Origin of the sequence: Herbiconiux sp. UC225_62 (assembly GCF_042694625.1) — a bacterium.
Taxonomy (GTDB): Bacteria; Actinomycetota; Actinomycetes; order Actinomycetales; family Microbacteriaceae; genus Herbiconiux.
In genome coordinates, this window is record NZ_CP170551.1 from 1,473,266 (window position 1) to 1,490,627 (window position 17,362).

19 protein-coding genes are annotated in these 17,362 nt (G+C 67.8%); 8 read left to right on the top strand and 11 right to left on the bottom strand.

The window, feature by feature from the left end:
• The first annotated feature begins 4 nt into the window (after positions 1-4).
• Positions 5-1,036, top strand: coding sequence for a hypothetical protein (locus tag ACFJGU_RS07045; protein ID WP_382308892.1), 1,032 nt, complete (start codon positions 5-7; stop codon positions 1,034-1,036).
• A 37-nt stretch (positions 1,037-1,073) separates the two neighbouring features.
• Here ACFJGU_RS07045 and ACFJGU_RS07050 read toward each other — a convergent pair whose 3' ends face one another.
• The 5 genes from ACFJGU_RS07050 to rpmB form a co-directional block, all read right to left on the bottom strand.
• On the bottom strand, positions 1,074-3,038 hold the full coding sequence (locus ACFJGU_RS07050; RefSeq protein ID WP_382308894.1) for a cytochrome c oxidase assembly protein: 1,965 nt from the start codon (positions 3,036-3,038) through the stop codon (positions 1,074-1,076).
• A gap of 111 nt (positions 3,039-3,149) precedes the next feature.
• The gene (locus tag ACFJGU_RS07055) at positions 3,150-3,437 is read right to left on the bottom strand and encodes an HU family DNA-binding protein (protein WP_022897485.1); all 288 of its coding nucleotides are present in this window, start codon (positions 3,435-3,437) and stop codon (positions 3,150-3,152) included.
• A 103-nt stretch (positions 3,438-3,540) separates the two neighbouring features.
• A complete protein-coding gene (rpsN, locus tag ACFJGU_RS07060) occupies positions 3,541-3,846 on the bottom strand; it encodes a 30S ribosomal protein S14 (RefSeq protein ID WP_092550454.1) in 306 nt (101 codons plus the stop codon).
• Positions 3,847-3,850: 4 nt separating this feature from the next.
• Positions 3,851-4,018, bottom strand: a complete 168-nt coding sequence (rpmG, locus tag ACFJGU_RS07065; protein ID WP_022897487.1) for a 50S ribosomal protein L33 — start codon at positions 4,016-4,018, stop codon at positions 3,851-3,853.
• Positions 4,018-4,254 (bottom strand): 50S ribosomal protein L28, encoded by a 237-nt coding sequence (gene rpmB / locus ACFJGU_RS07070; RefSeq protein ID WP_092550451.1) that lies wholly within the window; start codon positions 4,252-4,254, stop codon positions 4,018-4,020. Before rpmB ends, rpmG begins: the two co-directional genes overlap by 1 nt.
• Before the next feature lie 243 nt (positions 4,255-4,497).
• Between rpmB and ACFJGU_RS07075 the strand changes: the two genes are divergently transcribed.
• Together ACFJGU_RS07075 and ACFJGU_RS07080 are read left to right on the top strand one after the other, a co-directional pair.
• Positions 4,498-4,725, top strand: a complete 228-nt coding sequence (locus tag ACFJGU_RS07075; RefSeq protein ID WP_382308898.1) for a helix-turn-helix domain-containing protein — start codon at positions 4,498-4,500, stop codon at positions 4,723-4,725.
• Positions 4,726-4,732: 7 nt separating this feature from the next.
• Entirely contained in the window at positions 4,733-6,013 is a 1,281-nt protein-coding gene (locus ACFJGU_RS07080) for a HipA domain-containing protein (protein ID WP_382308900.1), read from the top strand.
• Between the two features lie 6 nt (positions 6,014-6,019).
• Here the strand turns inward: ACFJGU_RS07080 and ACFJGU_RS07085 are convergent, their stop codons facing one another.
• From ACFJGU_RS07085 to ACFJGU_RS07110, 6 genes are all read right to left on the bottom strand, one after another.
• Positions 6,020-6,412 carry a transcriptional repressor gene (locus ACFJGU_RS07085; protein ID WP_259505607.1) on the bottom strand — a complete coding sequence of 131 codons (393 nt, stop codon included), beginning with the start codon at positions 6,410-6,412 and terminating at the stop codon, positions 6,020-6,022.
• Positions 6,409-7,308, bottom strand: a complete 900-nt coding sequence (locus ACFJGU_RS07090; protein WP_382308902.1) for a metal ABC transporter permease — start codon at positions 7,306-7,308, stop codon at positions 6,409-6,411. The genes ACFJGU_RS07085 and ACFJGU_RS07090 overlap by 4 nt, the downstream gene beginning before the upstream one ends.
• Positions 7,305-8,153 carry a metal ABC transporter ATP-binding protein gene (locus tag ACFJGU_RS07095; RefSeq protein ID WP_382310305.1) on the bottom strand — a complete coding sequence of 283 codons (849 nt, stop codon included), beginning with the start codon at positions 8,151-8,153 and terminating at the stop codon, positions 7,305-7,307. The genes ACFJGU_RS07090 and ACFJGU_RS07095 overlap by 4 nt, the downstream gene beginning before the upstream one ends.
• A gap of 61 nt (positions 8,154-8,214) precedes the next feature.
• On the bottom strand, positions 8,215-9,138 hold the full coding sequence (locus ACFJGU_RS07100; RefSeq protein ID WP_382308904.1) for a metal ABC transporter solute-binding protein, Zn/Mn family: 924 nt from the start codon (positions 9,136-9,138) through the stop codon (positions 8,215-8,217).
• Positions 9,139-9,213: 75 nt separating this feature from the next.
• Entirely contained in the window at positions 9,214-10,272 is a 1,059-nt protein-coding gene (locus ACFJGU_RS07105; RefSeq protein ID WP_382308906.1) for an ABC transporter ATP-binding protein, read from the bottom strand.
• Complete coding sequence (locus ACFJGU_RS07110) at positions 10,256-11,254, bottom strand: ABC transporter ATP-binding protein (protein ID WP_382310306.1); 999 nt, start codon at positions 11,252-11,254, stop codon at positions 10,256-10,258. The genes ACFJGU_RS07105 and ACFJGU_RS07110 overlap by 17 nt, the downstream gene beginning before the upstream one ends.
• A 158-nt stretch (positions 11,255-11,412) precedes the next feature.
• On the opposite strand from ACFJGU_RS07110, the gene ACFJGU_RS07115 reads away from it, so the two are divergent.
• The 5 genes from ACFJGU_RS07115 to ACFJGU_RS07135 are packed head-to-tail and all read left to right on the top strand — an operon-like array spanning position 11,413 to position 17,333.
• Entirely contained in the window at positions 11,413-12,621 is a 1,209-nt protein-coding gene (locus tag ACFJGU_RS07115; RefSeq protein WP_382308908.1) for a dipeptidase, read from the top strand.
• Positions 12,621-14,237: an ABC transporter substrate-binding protein gene (locus ACFJGU_RS07120; RefSeq protein ID WP_382308910.1), complete on the top strand. Its 1,617-nt coding sequence runs from the start codon at positions 12,621-12,623 to the stop codon at positions 14,235-14,237. The genes ACFJGU_RS07115 and ACFJGU_RS07120 overlap by 1 nt, the downstream gene beginning before the upstream one ends.
• A gap of 20 nt (positions 14,238-14,257) precedes the next feature.
• Positions 14,258-15,220 (top strand): ABC transporter permease, encoded by a 963-nt coding sequence (locus ACFJGU_RS07125; protein ID WP_382308912.1) that lies wholly within the window; start codon positions 14,258-14,260, stop codon positions 15,218-15,220.
• Entirely contained in the window at positions 15,217-16,128 is a 912-nt protein-coding gene (locus tag ACFJGU_RS07130; protein WP_382308914.1) for an ABC transporter permease, read from the top strand. The genes ACFJGU_RS07125 and ACFJGU_RS07130 overlap by 4 nt, the downstream gene beginning before the upstream one ends.
• An 8-nt stretch (positions 16,129-16,136) precedes the next feature.
• A complete protein-coding gene (locus tag ACFJGU_RS07135; protein ID WP_382308916.1) occupies positions 16,137-17,333 on the top strand; it encodes a M24 family metallopeptidase in 1,197 nt (398 codons plus the stop codon).
• The last annotated feature ends 29 nt before the right edge of the window (positions 17,334-17,362 follow it).

Consider the following 17,362-nt stretch of genomic DNA (forward strand, 5'->3'; position numbering starts at 1 on the left):
GGACATGAGTACGGCGGATGGGGACGAGCGCACCGCGCTGCACCGTTCGATCGTGATCTGGTCGGGTCTGCTCCTGCTCACGGTGGCCGCCCTCTTCTCGGCCATCGGCATCCTGAACCGCGAGGTCTACAGCGCCTCGGCCTTCGTGAGCATCTACCTCGACGCGGTCTCGCAGCACGACGTGGACGCCGCGCTGGCCACCCCCGGGGTGGTGCTCAGCACCGACGACGAGCCGGGCACCGGTTCCGCCGCCCTCGTGACTCCGGATGCGCTCGGCGGGCTCGGCGACATCGAGCAGCTGAGCGACACCGAGATCGCCCCCGGCCGCCACCGCATCGTCTACGGCTACACGCTCACCGGCCTCGATCAGCATCGCACGCACGCGCAGTCGGAGTTCGACGTGGTGCAGAGCGGAACGAGCTGGCTGTTCTTCCCCGAGTGGCGGTTCGTGCGATCGCCCGTCGCCTCGGCCACGGTCACCGTGTCGCACGCCTCGTCGTTCACGGTGGGCCGCGCCACGGTCGAGACCGCCGATCCGGCCGCCTTCCACGCAAGCCAGGAGTACGAGGTGCTGGTACCGAGCCTCTACGTGCTCTCCCACGAATCCGAGTACCTCGGCGCGAACCCGGTCACGATGGCCGCCACCGCACCGCGGTCGAGCATCAGCGCGATCGTCGACGTGCAGCCCACCACGACCTTCCTCGCCGAGGTGCAGACCACGGTGGACGGATTCCTCGACGACTGCGCGGAGCAGACCGCCCTCTATCCTCCCGGCTGCCCCTTCGGGCAGGACGTGAACGACCGCATCGCCTCCGAGCCGGCCTGGTCGATCGAGAGCTATCCGACGCTGACGATCCTGGCCGGGCAGGACAGCTGGATCGTGCCGAACGCGGCGGGGGCCGCGCACATCACGGTCGACATCCGCTCGCTCTTCGACGGCACGGTCTCGAGCCTCGACGCCACGGTGCCGTTCGACGTGACCTTCTCGCTCACGATCAACCCCGACGGTTCGGTGCAGTTCGCGCCGCGCGCTTAGCGCGGGGCGGACCGGACGGGCAGAGTGCCCCGCGCGCCTAGCGCGTGTCTCGCGACGCGAGCTTCTCCAGCATCGCGTTGTACTCGCCGAGCTCGGCCTCGCCGGTGCGGTCGGCGTTGCGGTCGCGGCGCTTGGTCTCCTTCTTGTCGCTCCGGCTCCACTGGATGGCCACCACCAGGGCCAGGATGAAGGTCGGGATCTCGCCGATCGACCAGGCGATGCCGCCACCGGCCTGCTGGTCCTCGATCGCGCTCACGCCCCAGTCGCGCCCGGTGGCGCCGAACCAGTCGGCCAGCAGCAGCCCGGTGCCGCTCATGAGAGCCAGCCCGAAGAACGCGTGGAACGCCATCGTGCCGAGCAGGAGCAGCAGCCGGAACGGGTAGGGCAGCTTGTAGGGCACCGGATCGATGCCGATCAGCGCCTGCACGAAGAGATAGCCGACGATGAGGAAGTGCACGATCATCCACTCGTGGCCGAGGTGGTCCTCGGTCGCCCAGCGGAAGAGGGGGGTGTAGTAGAAGGCCACGAGGCTCGTGGCGAAGAGCACGCCGGCCACGATCGGGTTCGCGATCACCGTGGCGGCGCGGGAGTGCACGGCGAGCAGGATCCACTCCCGCATCCCGCGCGTGCCGTCGTCGCGCTTGCGGATGGCGCGGAGTGCGAGAGTCACCGGACCGGCGGGCACGAGCAGTAGGGGCACGGCCATACTCAGGGTCATGTGCCCGAACATGTGCATGCTGAACAGGTACTTCTCGTAGACGTTCAGGCCGCCGTTGGTGACGTAGAAGAGCAGCAACAGGCCGGCGATCCAGAGCACCGTGCGGTACCAGGGCCAGCGGTCGCCGCGGCGGCGCAGGCGCTGCACCCCCATCAGATAGAACACGATGCCGAAGCCGCAGACCAGGATCCAGATCAGGTCGAAGTTCCACTGGGTGAGGAAGTTCGCCGGCGTCAGTTCCGGTGGCAGCGGAGACCCGGTGAGGATCTCGGCGGCCGTCTGGGTGGCGGGCACCGTCTCCGGAACCGGCGTGGCGGTGCGGGCGAGCGCCGCCGCGAACCCCGAGGCGATGCCCATGAAGCCCAGCTCGGCCACGATCAGCCACCAGAAGTGGCGGCGTCGGTTGGTGTCGCCGAGCTTCTTGATGACGATGCGGCGGTGCAGCGCGCCGACGATACCGAGGGCGATCAGCGCGCCGACCTTCACGAGCACCAGCAGGCCGTAGGGGGTGAGCAGGCGGTCGAGCGAGCCGATCCGCAGCTCGGCGCTGACGTATCCGGATGCCGCCACCACGATGAAGCAGATCAGCGCGACGCTCGAGTACCGCGTCACGATGTCGACCAGCTTCGGGGTCTCGATCTGCCGGCTGATCAACGCGATCACCGCGAGTCCGCCGAGCCAGGCGGCGGCGAAGATGAGATGGAGGCCGAGGGCCGTGATCGCGGCGTCGTGCCCCGTGGTGCCGGCGGCGTGCCCCTGCTGGGCCATCGGGATGAGGGACGCCACGGCGAGCAGCCCCACGAAGAAGAGCGCGGTCTGGTTGCGCACAGCGAAGCAGAGCACCGTGACGACGGCGCCGATCAGCGTGGTCTGGAGCCAGGCCTGGCCGAGCGCGATCTGGGTGAGGAACTGGCCGAGGCCTTGGCTGAAGGTGTCGTCGAAGCTGACAGCCCGGGCGGTGACGCTGAGGTAGCTGAAGAACCCGGTGAACGCCGCGGCCACGGTGAACACGGCGGCCGATCCTGCGGCGACGTCCAGCGCCCGGCCGTAGGCGGCGCTGGCGGGCGGGATCGCGAAGAGCACGAGCCCGATGGCCCCGATCATCCCCGAGGCGGCGAGGTTCACCAGCATCGTGGAGGTCGGCAACCCGAAGCGCACGACGACGCCCGGGTCTTCGAGCAGCTGCGGGGCTGCGCCGCCGCCGATGGCGAGGGCCACGAGGAGTGCGGCGAACGCGACCGCCACGAGCGTGGCTGGTCCGGCGATCCGAACGACTCTCAGCACTCGTCTACCTTACGTGGCGGTTCCTGGGCGCTGACCGGGGCCGGACGCGCCGTCATTAAAGCACGGAAGGGTGACGACCGGAGTCGTCACCCTTCCGAAGAACAGCGGGTGTTACTTGGCGGCAGCCTTCAGCTTGGAGCCGGCCGAGATCTTGACCGAGTGACCGGCCGGGATCTCGATGGTGGCGCCCGTCTGCGGGTTGCGGCCGGTGCGAGCGGCACGCGAGGTGCGCTCGACGGCGAGCCAGCCCGGGATCGTGACCTTGGTGCCCGAGGCAACCGAGTCGGCCAGCGTGGAGAAGAGAGCGTCAAGAACCTCGTTGACGGAAGCCTGCGTCTGGCCGGAAGCGGCGGCGACGGCTGCGACGAGCTCGGTCTTGTTCAGTGACTTGTCAGCCATTTAAGGTGTCCTCCTCGGACCTTTTCGCTGCGGATGCAGCTGTTTACATGGAACGGTCCCGGCCACCAGGGCCAGTTCGGTTGGTCGTATGACCGTGGGTAATTTACCAGCTGGACTTCGTAATGCCCGGCAATTCGCCCCGGTGCGCCATGTCACGGAAGCGGACACGCGAGATGCCGAACTTCGTGAGGACACCGCGGGGACGACCGTCGACCGCGTCGCGGCTGCGAACGCGGATCGGCGAGGCGTTGCGGGGGAGCTTCTGCAGACCGAGGCGAGCGGCTTCGCGCTCCTCGTCGGTCGACGTCGGGCTCACGAGAGCCTTCTTCAGCTCGAGGCGCTTCGCCGCGTAGCGGTTCACGATCACCTTGCGCTGCTCGTTACGGGCAATCTTGCTCTTCTTGGCCATGTGGTTACCGCTCCTCTCGGAAGTCGACGTGCTTACGGATGACCGGGTCGTACTTCTTCAGCACGAGGCGGTCGGGGTCGTTGCGACGGTTCTTCTTGGTCACGTAGGTGTAACCGGTGCCTGCCGTCGAACGGAGCTTGATGATGGGACGGACGTCCTGCTGCTTTGCCATTAGATCTTCTCCCCACGAGCCAGGATGTCCTTGACGACGGACTCGATGCCGCGGGCGTCGATGACCTTGATGCCCTTGGCCGACAGGGTCAGCGTCACGTTACGGCGAAGCGACGGCACGTAGTACGTCTTCTTCTGCACGTTCGGGTCGAAGCGGCGCTTGGTGCGCCGGTGCGAGTGCGAGATGTTGTGACCGAAGCCGGGAACGGCTCCTGTCACCTGGCAGACTGCTGCCATTGTTTCCTCCATTTGGTTACCGTGAGACGACTGCCTCACCCAAGATGACTTGTCGGCGAGCTGCCCCATTCGGGCACCCCACAATGGGCGGAGGATTCCACCCAACCTGTACATGCTAGACGACCGCCGCCCTTCCGCCAAATCCCGCCGATCGACGGCGGAGATGTCACCGAACGGTGACGTTACCTCTTGTAACCGTACGCACACATAAGCTAATGTAACCGTACGCACACAGGAGGCTTCGTGAAGAACGTCCGCTCGCTCGGCCTCCGGGCTCTCGCGCTCCGTGTCGGAGCCGGCCTCAGCCAGGAGGAGCTCGCGGCACGCGCCTACGTGTCGCGCAAGTGGCTGAGCGACTTCGAACGCGGCAAGCCCACGGTCGAGGCGAGCAAGGTGCTCGACGTGTTCCAGGCGCTGGGCTACGAGTTCGAAGTGGTGCCGATAGCTGAGCTCTCCTCGACGAATGAATGAGCGCACGATGAATCGCACACTGGATGTCTACCTCGATGGCGCTCTGACGGGTGCGGTCACGATGTCGAGCGGTGGCACCCTGACCTTCCGCTACGCGGACACACATCTCGACCAGTCGCACCCCACACCCGTCTCGATGTCGATGCCGACGGAACGACAAGAGCATCCGAACCGCGTCGTGCTGCCTTTCATCCAGGGTCTCCTGCCCGACAACGCCCAGGCGCTCTCGGCGATCGCCACGAGCTTCGGCGTCTCTGCCGCGAGCCCGTTCGCGATGATCGAGAAGATCGGCACCGACGTCGCGGGGGCGCTCCAATTCGTGCCCGAAGGCGAGGCCGCTCCGGATGCGACTGGAGCGCGCACCGGTGTCCGCCCGCTGGACGAGACCGAGATCGCAGAACTGCTGCGCGAGGCGATCGACGAATACAGCGACGGGCGGCCGATGCGACAGCGCGACAGCCGATTCAGTCTGTCCGGAGCCCAGCCGAAGATCGCGTTGCACGCACTGGACGCCGATTCATGGGGAGTGCCGGTGGATGCCACTCCCACGACCCACATCTTCAAGCCCGTGACGGGGGCGATGCGCGACATCGACGTGATCGAGCAGATCACCATGTCGGCCGCCCGGTATCTCGGCCTCGGTGTGGCCGAGAGCAGGCTCGCCACCTTCGACGGCGTGCGCACCTTCGTCACCACGCGCTACGACCGCGTCGAGACGGGCGCGCGGTGGCGGCGGCTCCATCAGGAGGATCTCTGCCAGGCTCTCGCCGTTCCACCGGCGAAGAAGTACCAGCGCACCGACGGCGGGCCCGGGGCGGCGGCCTTCGCCGGCCTCCTTCAGGCCATCCCGGTGCTCGACGACAGAGCTGCCGCCGCGCGCGCCTTCTTCCGGGGCTTCGTGTTCAACGTCGTCGCCGCCGGAACCGACGCGCATGCGAAGAACTACTCGATCATGCTCGACGGCGAACGCGTGCGACTCGCACCGCTCTACGACCTCGCGAGCTACGCCGCTTATGCGAGTCCGGGTGAGAGCATCCAGCTGCCGATGCACGTCAACGGGAAGTACCGGCTCGACGCGATCTCCTCGGCCGACCTGGTGAAGGTCGGCACGAAATTGCGCCTGCCCTCGTCGGAAGCGTCGGAGATTGTCGAGTCCCTTCGCGATGAGGTGGTCGCGGCATTCTCCGCCGCGGGGGACGAGTTCCTCGCCGAGGCGTCCTCGAGCGAGGTCGAAGGCGTGGCCCAGCGGCTCGTCACGGGCGTCGCAGCACTGCCCCTGACTCGCTGAGACGGGTCAGTGGGAGGCGGGGGGCACGCAGGCCGAGCAGAAGCCGAAGATGTCGACCACGTGCTCCGGGCGACTGAAGCCGTGCAGAGCCGCGGTCTTCTGGGCCCAGGACTCCACCTCGTCGGCCTCGATCTCCACCGTGAGACCGCAGCTGCGGCAGATCAGGTGGTGGTGGTGCACCATCGAGCAGGCGCGGTAGAGCGCCTCGCCGTCGGGCGACTGGAGCGAGTCGGCCTCGCCCTCCTGCGCCAGGTCGGCCAGCGCGCGGTAGACGGTGGCGAGCCCGATCTGCGAACCGGTGCCCTTCAGCGAAGAGTGCAGGCCCTGCGCGCTCACGAAGCCCATCTGGGTTCCGAGCGCGCTCCGCACCGCCTCGCGCTGCCAGGTGTTCCTCTTCACGACTGCTCCACCTTCCTCACGGGCAACGCTAGTCCGGCATCCTGAATCCTTCCAGTGCCCACCCCGCGCCGCCACGCGATCACCCGGCACACCACGTAGATCGCGAAGGAGATGGAGGTGACGTAGGGGCTGATCGGAACGGATGCGCCGAGCGCCAGCATGATGCCGCCCACGAGCGAGGTGACGGCGAAGATCGTGCTCAGCACCGGCACGAGCACCGGCGACGACGACAGCCGGAGGGCGGCCGCCGCCGGCGTCACCAGGATGGACAGCACCAGCAGCGATCCCACGATCTGCACCGAGACCGCCACCGCGAGCCCGAGGAGCAGCATGAAGAAGATCGACAGCCCGCGCACGGGCACGCCGCGGGCCGACGCGACGTCGGCATCCACGCTCGCGAAGGTGAGGGGGCGCCAGACCAGCAGCAGCCCCACCACCACGACGATCGAGATGGCGATCAGCGAGTTGAGCCGCGGGTCGTCGACCGCCACGATCTGACCGGTGAGCAGCCCGAACTTGTTCGCCGAACGTCCCGGATACAGGGAGAGGCACAGGATGCCGAGCCCCAGCCCGAACGGCATGAGCACAGCGATGATCGAGTTGCGATCGCGCGCCCGCGACCCGAGCAACCCGATGAGGAGCGCGGCCACCAGCGAGCCGAAGATCGACCCCTGCACCACCCCCACCCCGAACAGCAGCCCCGCGGCGGCGCCCGCGAACGAGAGCTCGCTGATGCCGTGCACGGCGAACGCCATGTCGCGCGACATCACGAACACCCCGATCAACCCGCCGACCACGCCGAGCACCGCACCGGCGATGATCGAGTTCTGCAGCAGGGCCACGAGCTCGCCGTAATTGTCGAAGTTGAAGATCTCGCCCCAGAAGTCACCGCTCACGGCAGCCCCCCGAGGAGTCCTGTGGAGGAGGTCGACGGTCCGGAGCCGCCGTCGTGCTCGTCGTGATGGTGGAACTGGTCGTCGGGATGACCGTGCGCGCCATCCGGAGTCCCGACCACGATCACGCGCCCGTGCGTGCGGATCACGTCGACCCGCGACCCGTAGAGCTCGCTGAGCACCTCGGAGCGCAGCACCTCGTCGGGCTCGCCGATGCGGAAGCCCCCGCCGGCGAGGTAGAGCACCCGATCGACCATGTCCAGGATGGGATTGATGTCGTGCGTCACGAAGAGCACCCCGAAGTCGCGCTCCCGCCGCTGCCGGTCGATCAACTCGCTCACCGCGCGCTGATGCGTGAGGTCGAGCGAGAGCAGCGGTTCGTCGCAGAGCAGCAGCCGCGGGTCGCCGGCGAGCGCCTGCCCGATCCGCACCCGCTGCTGCTCACCGCCGGAGAGCGTTGAGACGCCCACGTTCGCGTACTCGGTGGCGCCAACGGCCGCGAGCAGCGCATCCACCTCCCGTCGCCGGGCGGCGGAGGGCAGCGGCACTCCCCAGCGGTGCCCGGAGAGACCGAGGCCCACGAGGTCGCGCGCACGCAGCGGCGTTCCGTCGTCGGCGAGCTTCTGCTGCGGCACGTAGCCGATGCGACGGTCGCCGCGTCGGCCGGCCGCACCGAGGAAGGAGATGCTGCCCGAGGTGAGCTTCTGCTGGCCCAGGATGACCTTCAGCAGGCTGGACTTGCCCGATCCGTTCGATCCGAGCACGGCGATGAATTCGCCCGGCCGCACGTCGAGGTCCAGGTGCGACCAGAGGGTGCGCGGGCCGAACGACAGGCTCGCGTCGCGCATCGTCAGAACCGGATCGGTCACGGTCACACCCTACTGCTCGCTCGCCCGCTGCCGACGGGGGCTACTGGCCGAGCGCGGCGGAGACCGCGTCGAGGTTCGACTTCATCCAGCCGAAGTAGTCGACGCCGTCGGGCAGCGTCTCGGTGACGCCCACCGCCGGGATCTCGTTCTTCTTCGCGGCCTCGAGCACCGCATCCGTCTGAGCACCCCCGGTCTGCTCGTTGTAGACGAGCAGCTTCACGGCGTGGTCGTCGAAGAGGGCGAGGGTGTCCTGCAGCACCGTCGGTGGCACGTCGGTGTCCTGCTCGATGGCCTCGCTGAAGGCATCCGGAGTCCGGTTCACGAGCCCGCTGGCCTCGAGCAGGTAGAGGGGCACGGGCTCGGTGATGGCCACGCCCGACCCGGCGTATTCCGCCTCGATGTCGGCCTCCGCGGCCTCCAGGGTGGCGAGCTGCGCCTTGACGCTGGCCCCGTTGGCCTCGAAGACGGATGCGTCGCCGGCGTCGAGCGCCGACAGCTCGCTCACCAGCGAATCGACCAGCTTCTGCATGGTGGGGAAGTCGTACCACAGGTGCTCGTTGAACTCTCCGTCGGCGGGCTCCTGGTCGTACCCGGAGATGTCGGCCACGTTCAGCACGGTCGCCTCGGAGTTGTCGGCCGCCGAGAGCATGGTGTCGACGAAGTCGTCGTAACCGCCGCCGTTCTCGATCACGATCTGCGCCTTCGAGAGCGAGAGTTGGTTCTGGCCGTCTGCCTGGTACTCGTGCGGATCCTTGTCCGGGCTGTCGATGATCGACGTGACACTGGCGAAGTCGCCCCCCACGGCTTCGGCCAGACTGCCGTAGACGTTGGTGGAGGCGACGATGCGGATGCCGGTGCTCGCGTCGGCGGTCTCGGCCGAGCTGTCTGCGGAGCAGCCCGCCAGGCCGAGGACGAGCGCGGCCGCGGAGGCGGCCAGGGCGGAGGTGAGGACGTGTCGTTTCACGTGGGGTGCCTGTCTAAGTCGGGGACGACTCCACGTTAGCTAATTGATAATGATTTTCAAAATCACCGATGCCGCTCAGGCGATGGCCTCGGCGAGCGCCTGCTCGGCATGGTGGCACGCCACCTCGCGGAGCGCGAGCGAGCGAAGCGGGGGCTGCACGGTTCGGCACTCGTCGGTGGCGAGCCAGCACCGCGGGTTGAAGCGGCAGCCGGCCGGCGGGTCGACGGGGGAGGGCGGCTCTCCACCGAGCACGCGGCGACGGGAGAGCTTGCCGCGGTCGGCGCGGCTGTGCGACGGCGTGGCCGAGAGCAGGGCCTGGGTGTACGGATGCGCGGGCGTGTCGTAGACCGTCTCGGTGTCGCCCAGTTCCGCCATCCGGCCGAGGTACATGACGCCCACGCGGTCGGCGATGTGTCGCACCACCGAGAGGTCGTGCGCGATGAACAGGATGGCCACACCGAGCCGGCGCTGCAGGTCGGCCAGCAGGTTGATCACCTGCGCCTGCACCGACACGTCGAGCGCCGAGACGGCCTCGTCGCACACGAGCACGTCGGGATCGAGGGCGAGCGCCCGCGCGATGCCGATGCGCTGCCGCTGCCCGCCGGAGAACTGGTGCGGGTAGCGCGACATCATGTCGGGCGCGAGACCCACGAGCCCCAGCAGTTCGGCCACCCGCTCGCGCCGCGCCGACGCGGAGGCCGACCGCGTCGCGGCCATGGGCTCGGCGATGATGTCGCCGACGTTCATCCGCGGGTCGAGCGAGGTGTACGGGTCCTGGAAGATCATCTGCACGCCGCGGCGCAACAGCTTGCGGTCGCTCGCGCGCCCCTTCGTGACATCCGTGCCGTGGTAGAGCAACGAGCCGCCGTCGGGCTTCTCGAGGCCCACCAGCATGCGGGCGAGCGTCGACTTGCCGCAGCCGGACTCTCCGACGATGCCGAGCGTCTCGCCGGCGTGCAGGGTGAGGCTCACGCCGTCGACGGCGGAGACGTGGGTGGGGCGCAGGCGCGAGCCGCCCGTGAAGGTGCGGCGGAGGTCGGTGGCCTCGAGCACGACACGGCGCTCGGGGGCGAGAACGGCGGAAGCGGAAGCAGAAGCGGAAGCGCCCGCGCCGACGTCAGCTGACGAGTTCATGCAGCAGTTCCTCCGATCGGTGGCACGCGGATGCGCGACCCGCCGCAACGTCGCGAAGCGGCGGTCGCTCGGTGCGGCAGACGTCGATGGCCATGTGGCAGCGGGGGTTGAACGAGCAGCCGGGCGGGGTCTGAGCCGGGCTCGGCGGGGAGCCCGGGATGGTGAGCAGGTCGTGTCCGCGCGCCGCGGCATCCGGAACCGAGCGCAGCAGGGCCTGGGTGTACGGGTGCGCGGGCAGGTCGAGCACGGTATCGGCGTCTCCCCGCTCCACGATGCGCCCGGCGTACATCACGGCGAGCCGGTCGGCCACCTCCATCACCACGCCGAGGTCGTGGGTGATGAGGAGCACCCCCATGCCGAGTTGGTCGCGCAGGCGCCCGAGCAGGTCGAGGATCTGCGCCTGCACCGTCACGTCGAGGGCGGTGGTGGGCTCGTCGGCGATGAGCATCTCGGGCTCGAGCGCGATGGCCATGGCGATCAGGATGCGCTGGCGCATGCCTCCGGAGAACTGGTGCGGGTAGTCGTCGACCCGATTGGCCGGCGCCGGGATGCCGACGAGACCGAGCAGCTCGACGGCGGCCGCGCGGGCCTGCTTGCGCGTGGCCCCGCGGTGCACCTTGAACAGCTCGCCGATCTGGTTGCCGATGGTCATCACGGGGTTGAGCGCGGAGAGCGCGTCCTGCAGCACCAGGCTCATCCGCTCACCGCGCATCAGCCGCCGTTCCTCTTCCGAGATGGCGAGGATGTCGGTGCCCGCCACCTCGAGCGAGGCGGCCGAGACCCGGGTGTACTCGTCGGTCAGGCCCATGATCGCGCGGGCGGTCACCGACTTGCCCGAGCCGGATTCACCGAGCAGCGCCACGAATTCGCCCCGCGCCACATCGAGGTCCACGTTCCGCACCGCGCGCACCTCGCGCCCGCCGCCGGTGAAGGTCACGTTGAGGTCGCGCACCCGCAGAGCGGCGGTGCCGACCGTCATCATCTCGTCTGCCACCACTCCATCATCACCCCTCACCGTTACCGAATTGTTTCAAGCATGCTAAATCTATGCCGAAAAGTATCAAGCAGGTTGACAAACTTGCCGGAAATCGAAGAGGTTGTCTAAAGCAACGCCGGACTTTCCCAAGAAAAGGAGATCAGATGCTTGATCCCGCCGCGGCCTACAAGGGCTACACCGCCTACGACTACCTGGAAGCAGGAAAGGACTACAAGGAGTTCACCTACGCGAAGCAGATCGGCCGCGTTCCGGCCTACGAGGGTCTGGGCCTCAGCTCGGCCGAGGAGGAGCGCACGCGCAAGCTCCTGGCCGAAGAGACCGTCATCTCGCTGCACGACCACGTCCAGGTCTTCCCGGAGGACATGGGGCAGCTGCGCGATCACATCCGCCAGGGCCGCGAACCAACGGGCTACGAGGGCCTCTCGCGCTCGGGCATCACCGCCGTTTTCGACAACGGCATGGACGGCACCTGCTGCATCTCGAGCGACGCCGGCTGGAAGTACCAGGACGTGCTGTTCGACCTCGGCGTGCGGATGGCCGACCTCGCCCACCAGGACTACGTGATCAAGGCCGAGTCGGTGAAGGACATCGAGCGCGCCAAAGCCGAGGGCAAAGTCGCCCACGTCTTCGCCCTCGAGGCCGCGACCATGATCGAGAACGAGGTCGACCGGCTCGACGTGCTCTACGGCTTCGGCGTGCGCCAGATGGGCATCGCCTACTCCGAGCAGAACACCCTGGGCTCCGGCCTCAAGGAGCGCGGCGACGGCGGACTCACCTACTTCGGCGAGCGCGCCGTGGAGCGCATGAACAAGCTCGGCATCGCCATCGACATCTCGCACTCAGGCGACAAGACCTGTGTCGACGTGATCAAGGCATCGAAGTTCCCGGTGTTCATCACCCACGCCGGAGCGCGCGGCCTCTGGCCGACGAACCGGATGAAGACGGATGAGACGATCATCGAGTGCGCGAAGCGCGGCGGTGTCATCGGCATCGAAGCGGCGCCGCACACCACGCTCTCTCCCCAGCACCCGTCGCACTCCCTGGAATCGGTGATGGACCACTTCCAGTACTGCGTCGACCTGGTGGGTCTCGAGCACGTGAGCTTCGGACCTGACACGCTGTTCGGAGACCACGTGGGGTTGCACCACGCCTTCTCGTCGAACCTCTCGATCAGCCAGGCGCACGGACACGTCGAGTACGAGGAAGTCGAGTACGTCGACGGGATCGAGAACCCGGCCGAGGAGTTCTACAACATCATCGGCTGGCTCGTGAAGCACAACTACTCGGACGACGAAATCCGCGCCGTCGTCGGAGGCAACACCATGCGGGTCCTGAAGGAGGTTTGGGTTTGATGCGAAAACGAAGTCTGGTCATCGCGACACTTGCAGCGAGTGTCGCCCTCACGCTGAGCGCGTGCGCGCCCTCGGCTCCCCCCGAGGCGTCGAGCAGTGCGGCCGCCGCGGGCAACGACACGCTCACCATCGCGACGACGACGGATGTGGTGAACTACAACCCGCTGATCGGCAACAGCCGAAGCGACTACTGGATCACCAACCTGATGTACCCGCACCTGATGTCGATCGACGACACCGGCAAGAAGACGCCGGAGCTCGCCACCGAGTGGGGCTACGTCGACGACACCACGGGGTACTACGAAATCCGCGACGACATGACGTGGAGCGACGGCGAGCCCGTCACCGCCGAAGACGTGGCGTGGACCATGAACGCGGTGAAGAAGGACGCGCCCTCGGGCACCTTCTACGGCCAGCTGGCCAACTTCGACTCGGCCACGGCCGTCTCCGACACCCGCGTCGAGGTCAAACTCACCAAGCCCGACTCGTCGATCATCGAGGAGATCGGATTCTGGGGCAACGTCGTGCCGAAGCACGTGTTCGAGAAAGCCGCCTCGGTGGCCGACTTCCCGAACGACGGATCGGACGGCGGCTGGGTGGGCGCGGGCCCCTTCACGCTCCAGAAGGTGCAGGTGGGGCAGAGCTACGAGCTCGACCGCGTGGAGGACTACCCGCTGGTCGACGGTGGAACGCCCATTCCGGCCAAGGTGGTGTACCGCGTCTTCCCCGACGTGAACACGGAGATCCTGGCGCTGCAGAGCGGAGAGGTCGACGCGATCGCCAACGCCCTCCCGCCGGCGCAGGTCGACCAGCTGAAGAACTCGCCCGGCATCACCGTCGAAGAGGTCACCGGTCTCGGCTACGCGCACATGACCTACAACATGAACAACCCGGATCTCGCCAAGCTCGAGGTGCGTCAGGCCCTGGCCCACGCCGTCGACTACGACGCCATCCGCAAGGTCGTGTTGCAGGACCAGGCCGTCTCGACCGGATCGAGCCCGCTGATGCCGGTACTGAGCGACTACTACGACGACTCGCTCACCGAATACGAGTTCGACACCGACAAGTCGCGCGAGCTGATGGAGAAGGCCGGATACACGGCCGACGCCAACGGCAACTTCCCGGTCTCGTTCCGGCTGATCTACTCGCTGCAGGACAGCGTGACCAGCCAATGGGCGCAGCTCGTGAAGGACTCGGCGGCCGAGGCCGGAATCACCATCGAGCTCCAGGGGACCGAACGCAACACCTACCTGGCGCAGACGAACAAGGGCGATTTCGACATCTACGCCGGCAACTTCGCCATCATGGACGACCCGGTGACGAACTTCACCCTGGCGTACCTGCCCGAGGGCGCGATCAACTACAGCTACGTCGACGACCCGCAGTTGAACGACCTGATCGCCCAGGGCGCTGTCACCAGCGACCAGGACGAGAAGATCGACATCATGCGCCAGGCGGCGAAGATCGTGCACGACAACGTCTACGACAACATCATGTACACGCAGAATCTGTTCTTCGCCCACAGCGACAAATGGGACGGATTCATCACCCAGCCGAGTGAGCTGCTGTCGATCGTGAACCCCGAGTCACTCGCCAGCGCCCACAAGGTCGGCTGACGAGAGAAAGGGCAGCCCGCGTGCCTCGTTCTTCCTTCATCCTCCGACGCCTCGGCAGGGCGGTGTTCACGATCTGGTTCGCCGTGACCGTGACCTTCCTCCTGCTGCGGCTGCTCCCCGGAGATCCGGCACTGGCGGTCGCCAGTCCGAACATGACGGACGACGCGCGGGCTGCCCTGCTCACCCAGTACGGCCTCGACAAGCCCCTGATCGTGCAGTACGGGCTCTACCTGGTGCAGCTCGTGCAGGGCAACTTCGGGGTGTCGTTCACGCAGTCCATCCCGGTGATGGACGTCCTGCTGCAGCGCCTGCCCTGGACGCTGCTGCTCACCGTGTCGGCGCTCGTGCTGACCACGGCCATCGGCATCCCGCTCGGCGTGCTCGCCGCCTCCAAGCGCGGCGGCTTCCTCGACAAACTCGTGCAGGTGATCGGCGTCACGGGGCAGTCGATCTTCGTGCCGTCGATCGGCGTGCTGCTGCTGTTCGTGTTCGGCCTCACGCTGCGCTGGCTGCCGATCGGCGGCGCCTACGACAACGACGCCTACGGGGCGGCCTGGTACGGCAGCGTCGCGTCGCACCTCATCCTGCCGGCCGTGTCGCTCATGCTCATCCAGCTCGGCTCCTACGTGCTCACGATGCGCTCGACCCTGATCGACGCTCTGGGTGAGGACTACGTGACGCTCGCGAAGGCGAACGGCCTGCCCTACCGGCGCATCCTCTGGAAGCACGCACTCCGCAACGCCTTGCTGCCCACCACGACCCTGATCGGCCTGCAGCTCGGCTTCCTAGTCGGCGGCGCCGTCCTCACCGAGACCGTGTTCGCCTACCCCGGGATCGGCCGCGGCATCTACGAGGCCGTCACCCAGCTCGACTTCCCGGTGCTCCAGGGGGCATTCCTGCTGCTCGCGATCACCGTGGTGCTCGCCAACATGCTCACCGACATCGTCTACGGATTCCTCGACCCCCGGGTGAAGACATCATGACCTCTCTCGAATTCGACCCCGCCGCAACGGTCGGGATGTCCGCCCCCGCCGAACCGGTCGCCACCGAGAACGGACGGGCGGGTCTGGCCACCTGGCGGGTGTTCCGCAAGGAACCGCTCGGCATCATCTCGCTGGTCATCCTGGCCCTGCTCATCGTGGTCGCGCTCGCGGCTCCGCTCCTGGCGCCCTACCCGGCGAGCTACGGCACCGACGTGCTGAAGCCACCGAGCCTGCAGTACGTCTTCGGCACCGATTCGCTGGGGCGCGACGTGCTCGGCGAGGTGATCTGGGGAACGCAGCAGAGCCTGCTCGTCGCGATCGCGGCATCCGTCATCGCCATCGCGTTCGGCACGCTGGTCGCCGTGCTCGGCGCCTACTTCAAGAAGCTCGACGGCTTCATCAGCGTGATCGTCGACCTGACGCTGTCGCTGCCGGTGCTGCCGCTGATGATCCTCATCGCCGCGCTCGTGGGGCCGAGCACCGGCACGATCATCGCCGTCGTGGCCGCCTTCTCGTGGCCCGAGGTCACGCGCCTGGTGCGGTCGCAGGCACTCACCATCGTGAACCTGCCCTACGTCGACGCGGCACGCCTGATGACGACCTCGCCGCTCTGGATCATCTCGCGGCACATCGTGCCCGCCGTCACCCCGGTCATCGTGGTCTCGGTGGTGGTCACTGCCTCGCGGGCCGTTCTGTCGGCGGCAGGCCTGGCCTTCCTCGGGCTCGGCGACCCGACCACCTGGTCGTGGGGTCGCATCCTCTACGAGGCGCAGCAGTCGGGCGCCATGTCGAGCGCCTGGTGGCTGACGCTGTTCCCCTCCATCGCGATCCTCCTCCTCGTGCTCTCCGCGACGCTGCTGTCGATCGCCTACAACGACGCGCGCAACCCGCGCAACCGAGCCCGCTAGGAGCATCCGTGACCACCCGCTTCCGCCAGCCCCTCGAGCCGGCCTTCTTCGACGGCGTGCAGGAGCGCGTACGCGCGCGGCTCGTGGAGGAGGGCTTCGATGCCCTGCTCACCGACCAGACCGAAGACGTCGCCTACCTCACGGGCTTCTTCCACCACCCCTCCGAGCGGCCGGTGGCGGTGTGGCTCGGGGCCGACGGCCGATGCGTGCTGATGACGCCGGAGCTCGAACGCGAGAACGCGCTGCGGCAGGACGCGCGTGCCGAGATCGTGTCGTACGCCGAGTTCCCGGGCATCGAGGCACCGTTCGCGTCGCTGGCTCGCGCCGTCGACCGCGTCGGCGGTGGCGATCGGATGCGCGTGGGCTTCACCACGCAGATGACCAACGAGCGGCAGACGGCCGCCATGAGCCAGCTCCCGGACGCCGTGTTCACGGCGACGACGCTCGTCACCCGCGCGCGGTACCGGAAGGCCCCTGAGGAGATCGCGCTGCACCGCGAGGCGGCTCGCGTCACCGACGTGATGCTCGAGGCCGGAGTGGACTTCCTGCGCGCCGCCATCGAGGCGGGCGGAGAGCTGCCGAGCGAGTCGGAGCTGGCCTCTCACGTCACGGGCACCGGAGTGCGCACGATGTACGCCGAGCACGACGACGTGATCGTGGTGTCACCACTGGCCGGCGGACTCGTCTACGCCGGCGCCAACTCCGCCTTCCCTCACGGGCTGCCCTCGGGCTACCGGCTGCGCGACGGCGATACCTTCATGCTCTCACTCGGCTGCGCCGTGGGCGGCCGCTTCGTGGAGGGCGAGCGCACCTTCGTGCTCGGCACGCCGACGACCGAGCAGCGGCTGTACCACGACACCATCCGGCGGGCGCAGGAGATCGGCGGGGCGGCCATCCGGCCCGGCGCGGAGTGCCGCCAGGCCAACGCGACCTGCCTGTCCGTCATCGAAGAGGCCGGCCTCGGGCACTACATCCGGCATCGCCAGGGCCACGGGATCGGGCTCGGGATGCACGAGCCGCCCTGGCTCGAGGCCGGCGACGCGACCCCGCTCGAACCCGGGATGGTCGTGTCGAACGAGCCCGGCATCTACATCCCGGGTCACGCCGGCTATCGGATCAGCGACAGCATGCTCGTGACCGAGACAGGATCAGAGCCGCTCACCGCGTTCCCACGCGGCCTCGACGACTGCACCATCGCTCTCTAGAACCACGGAACCACGCAACGACAGGAGTC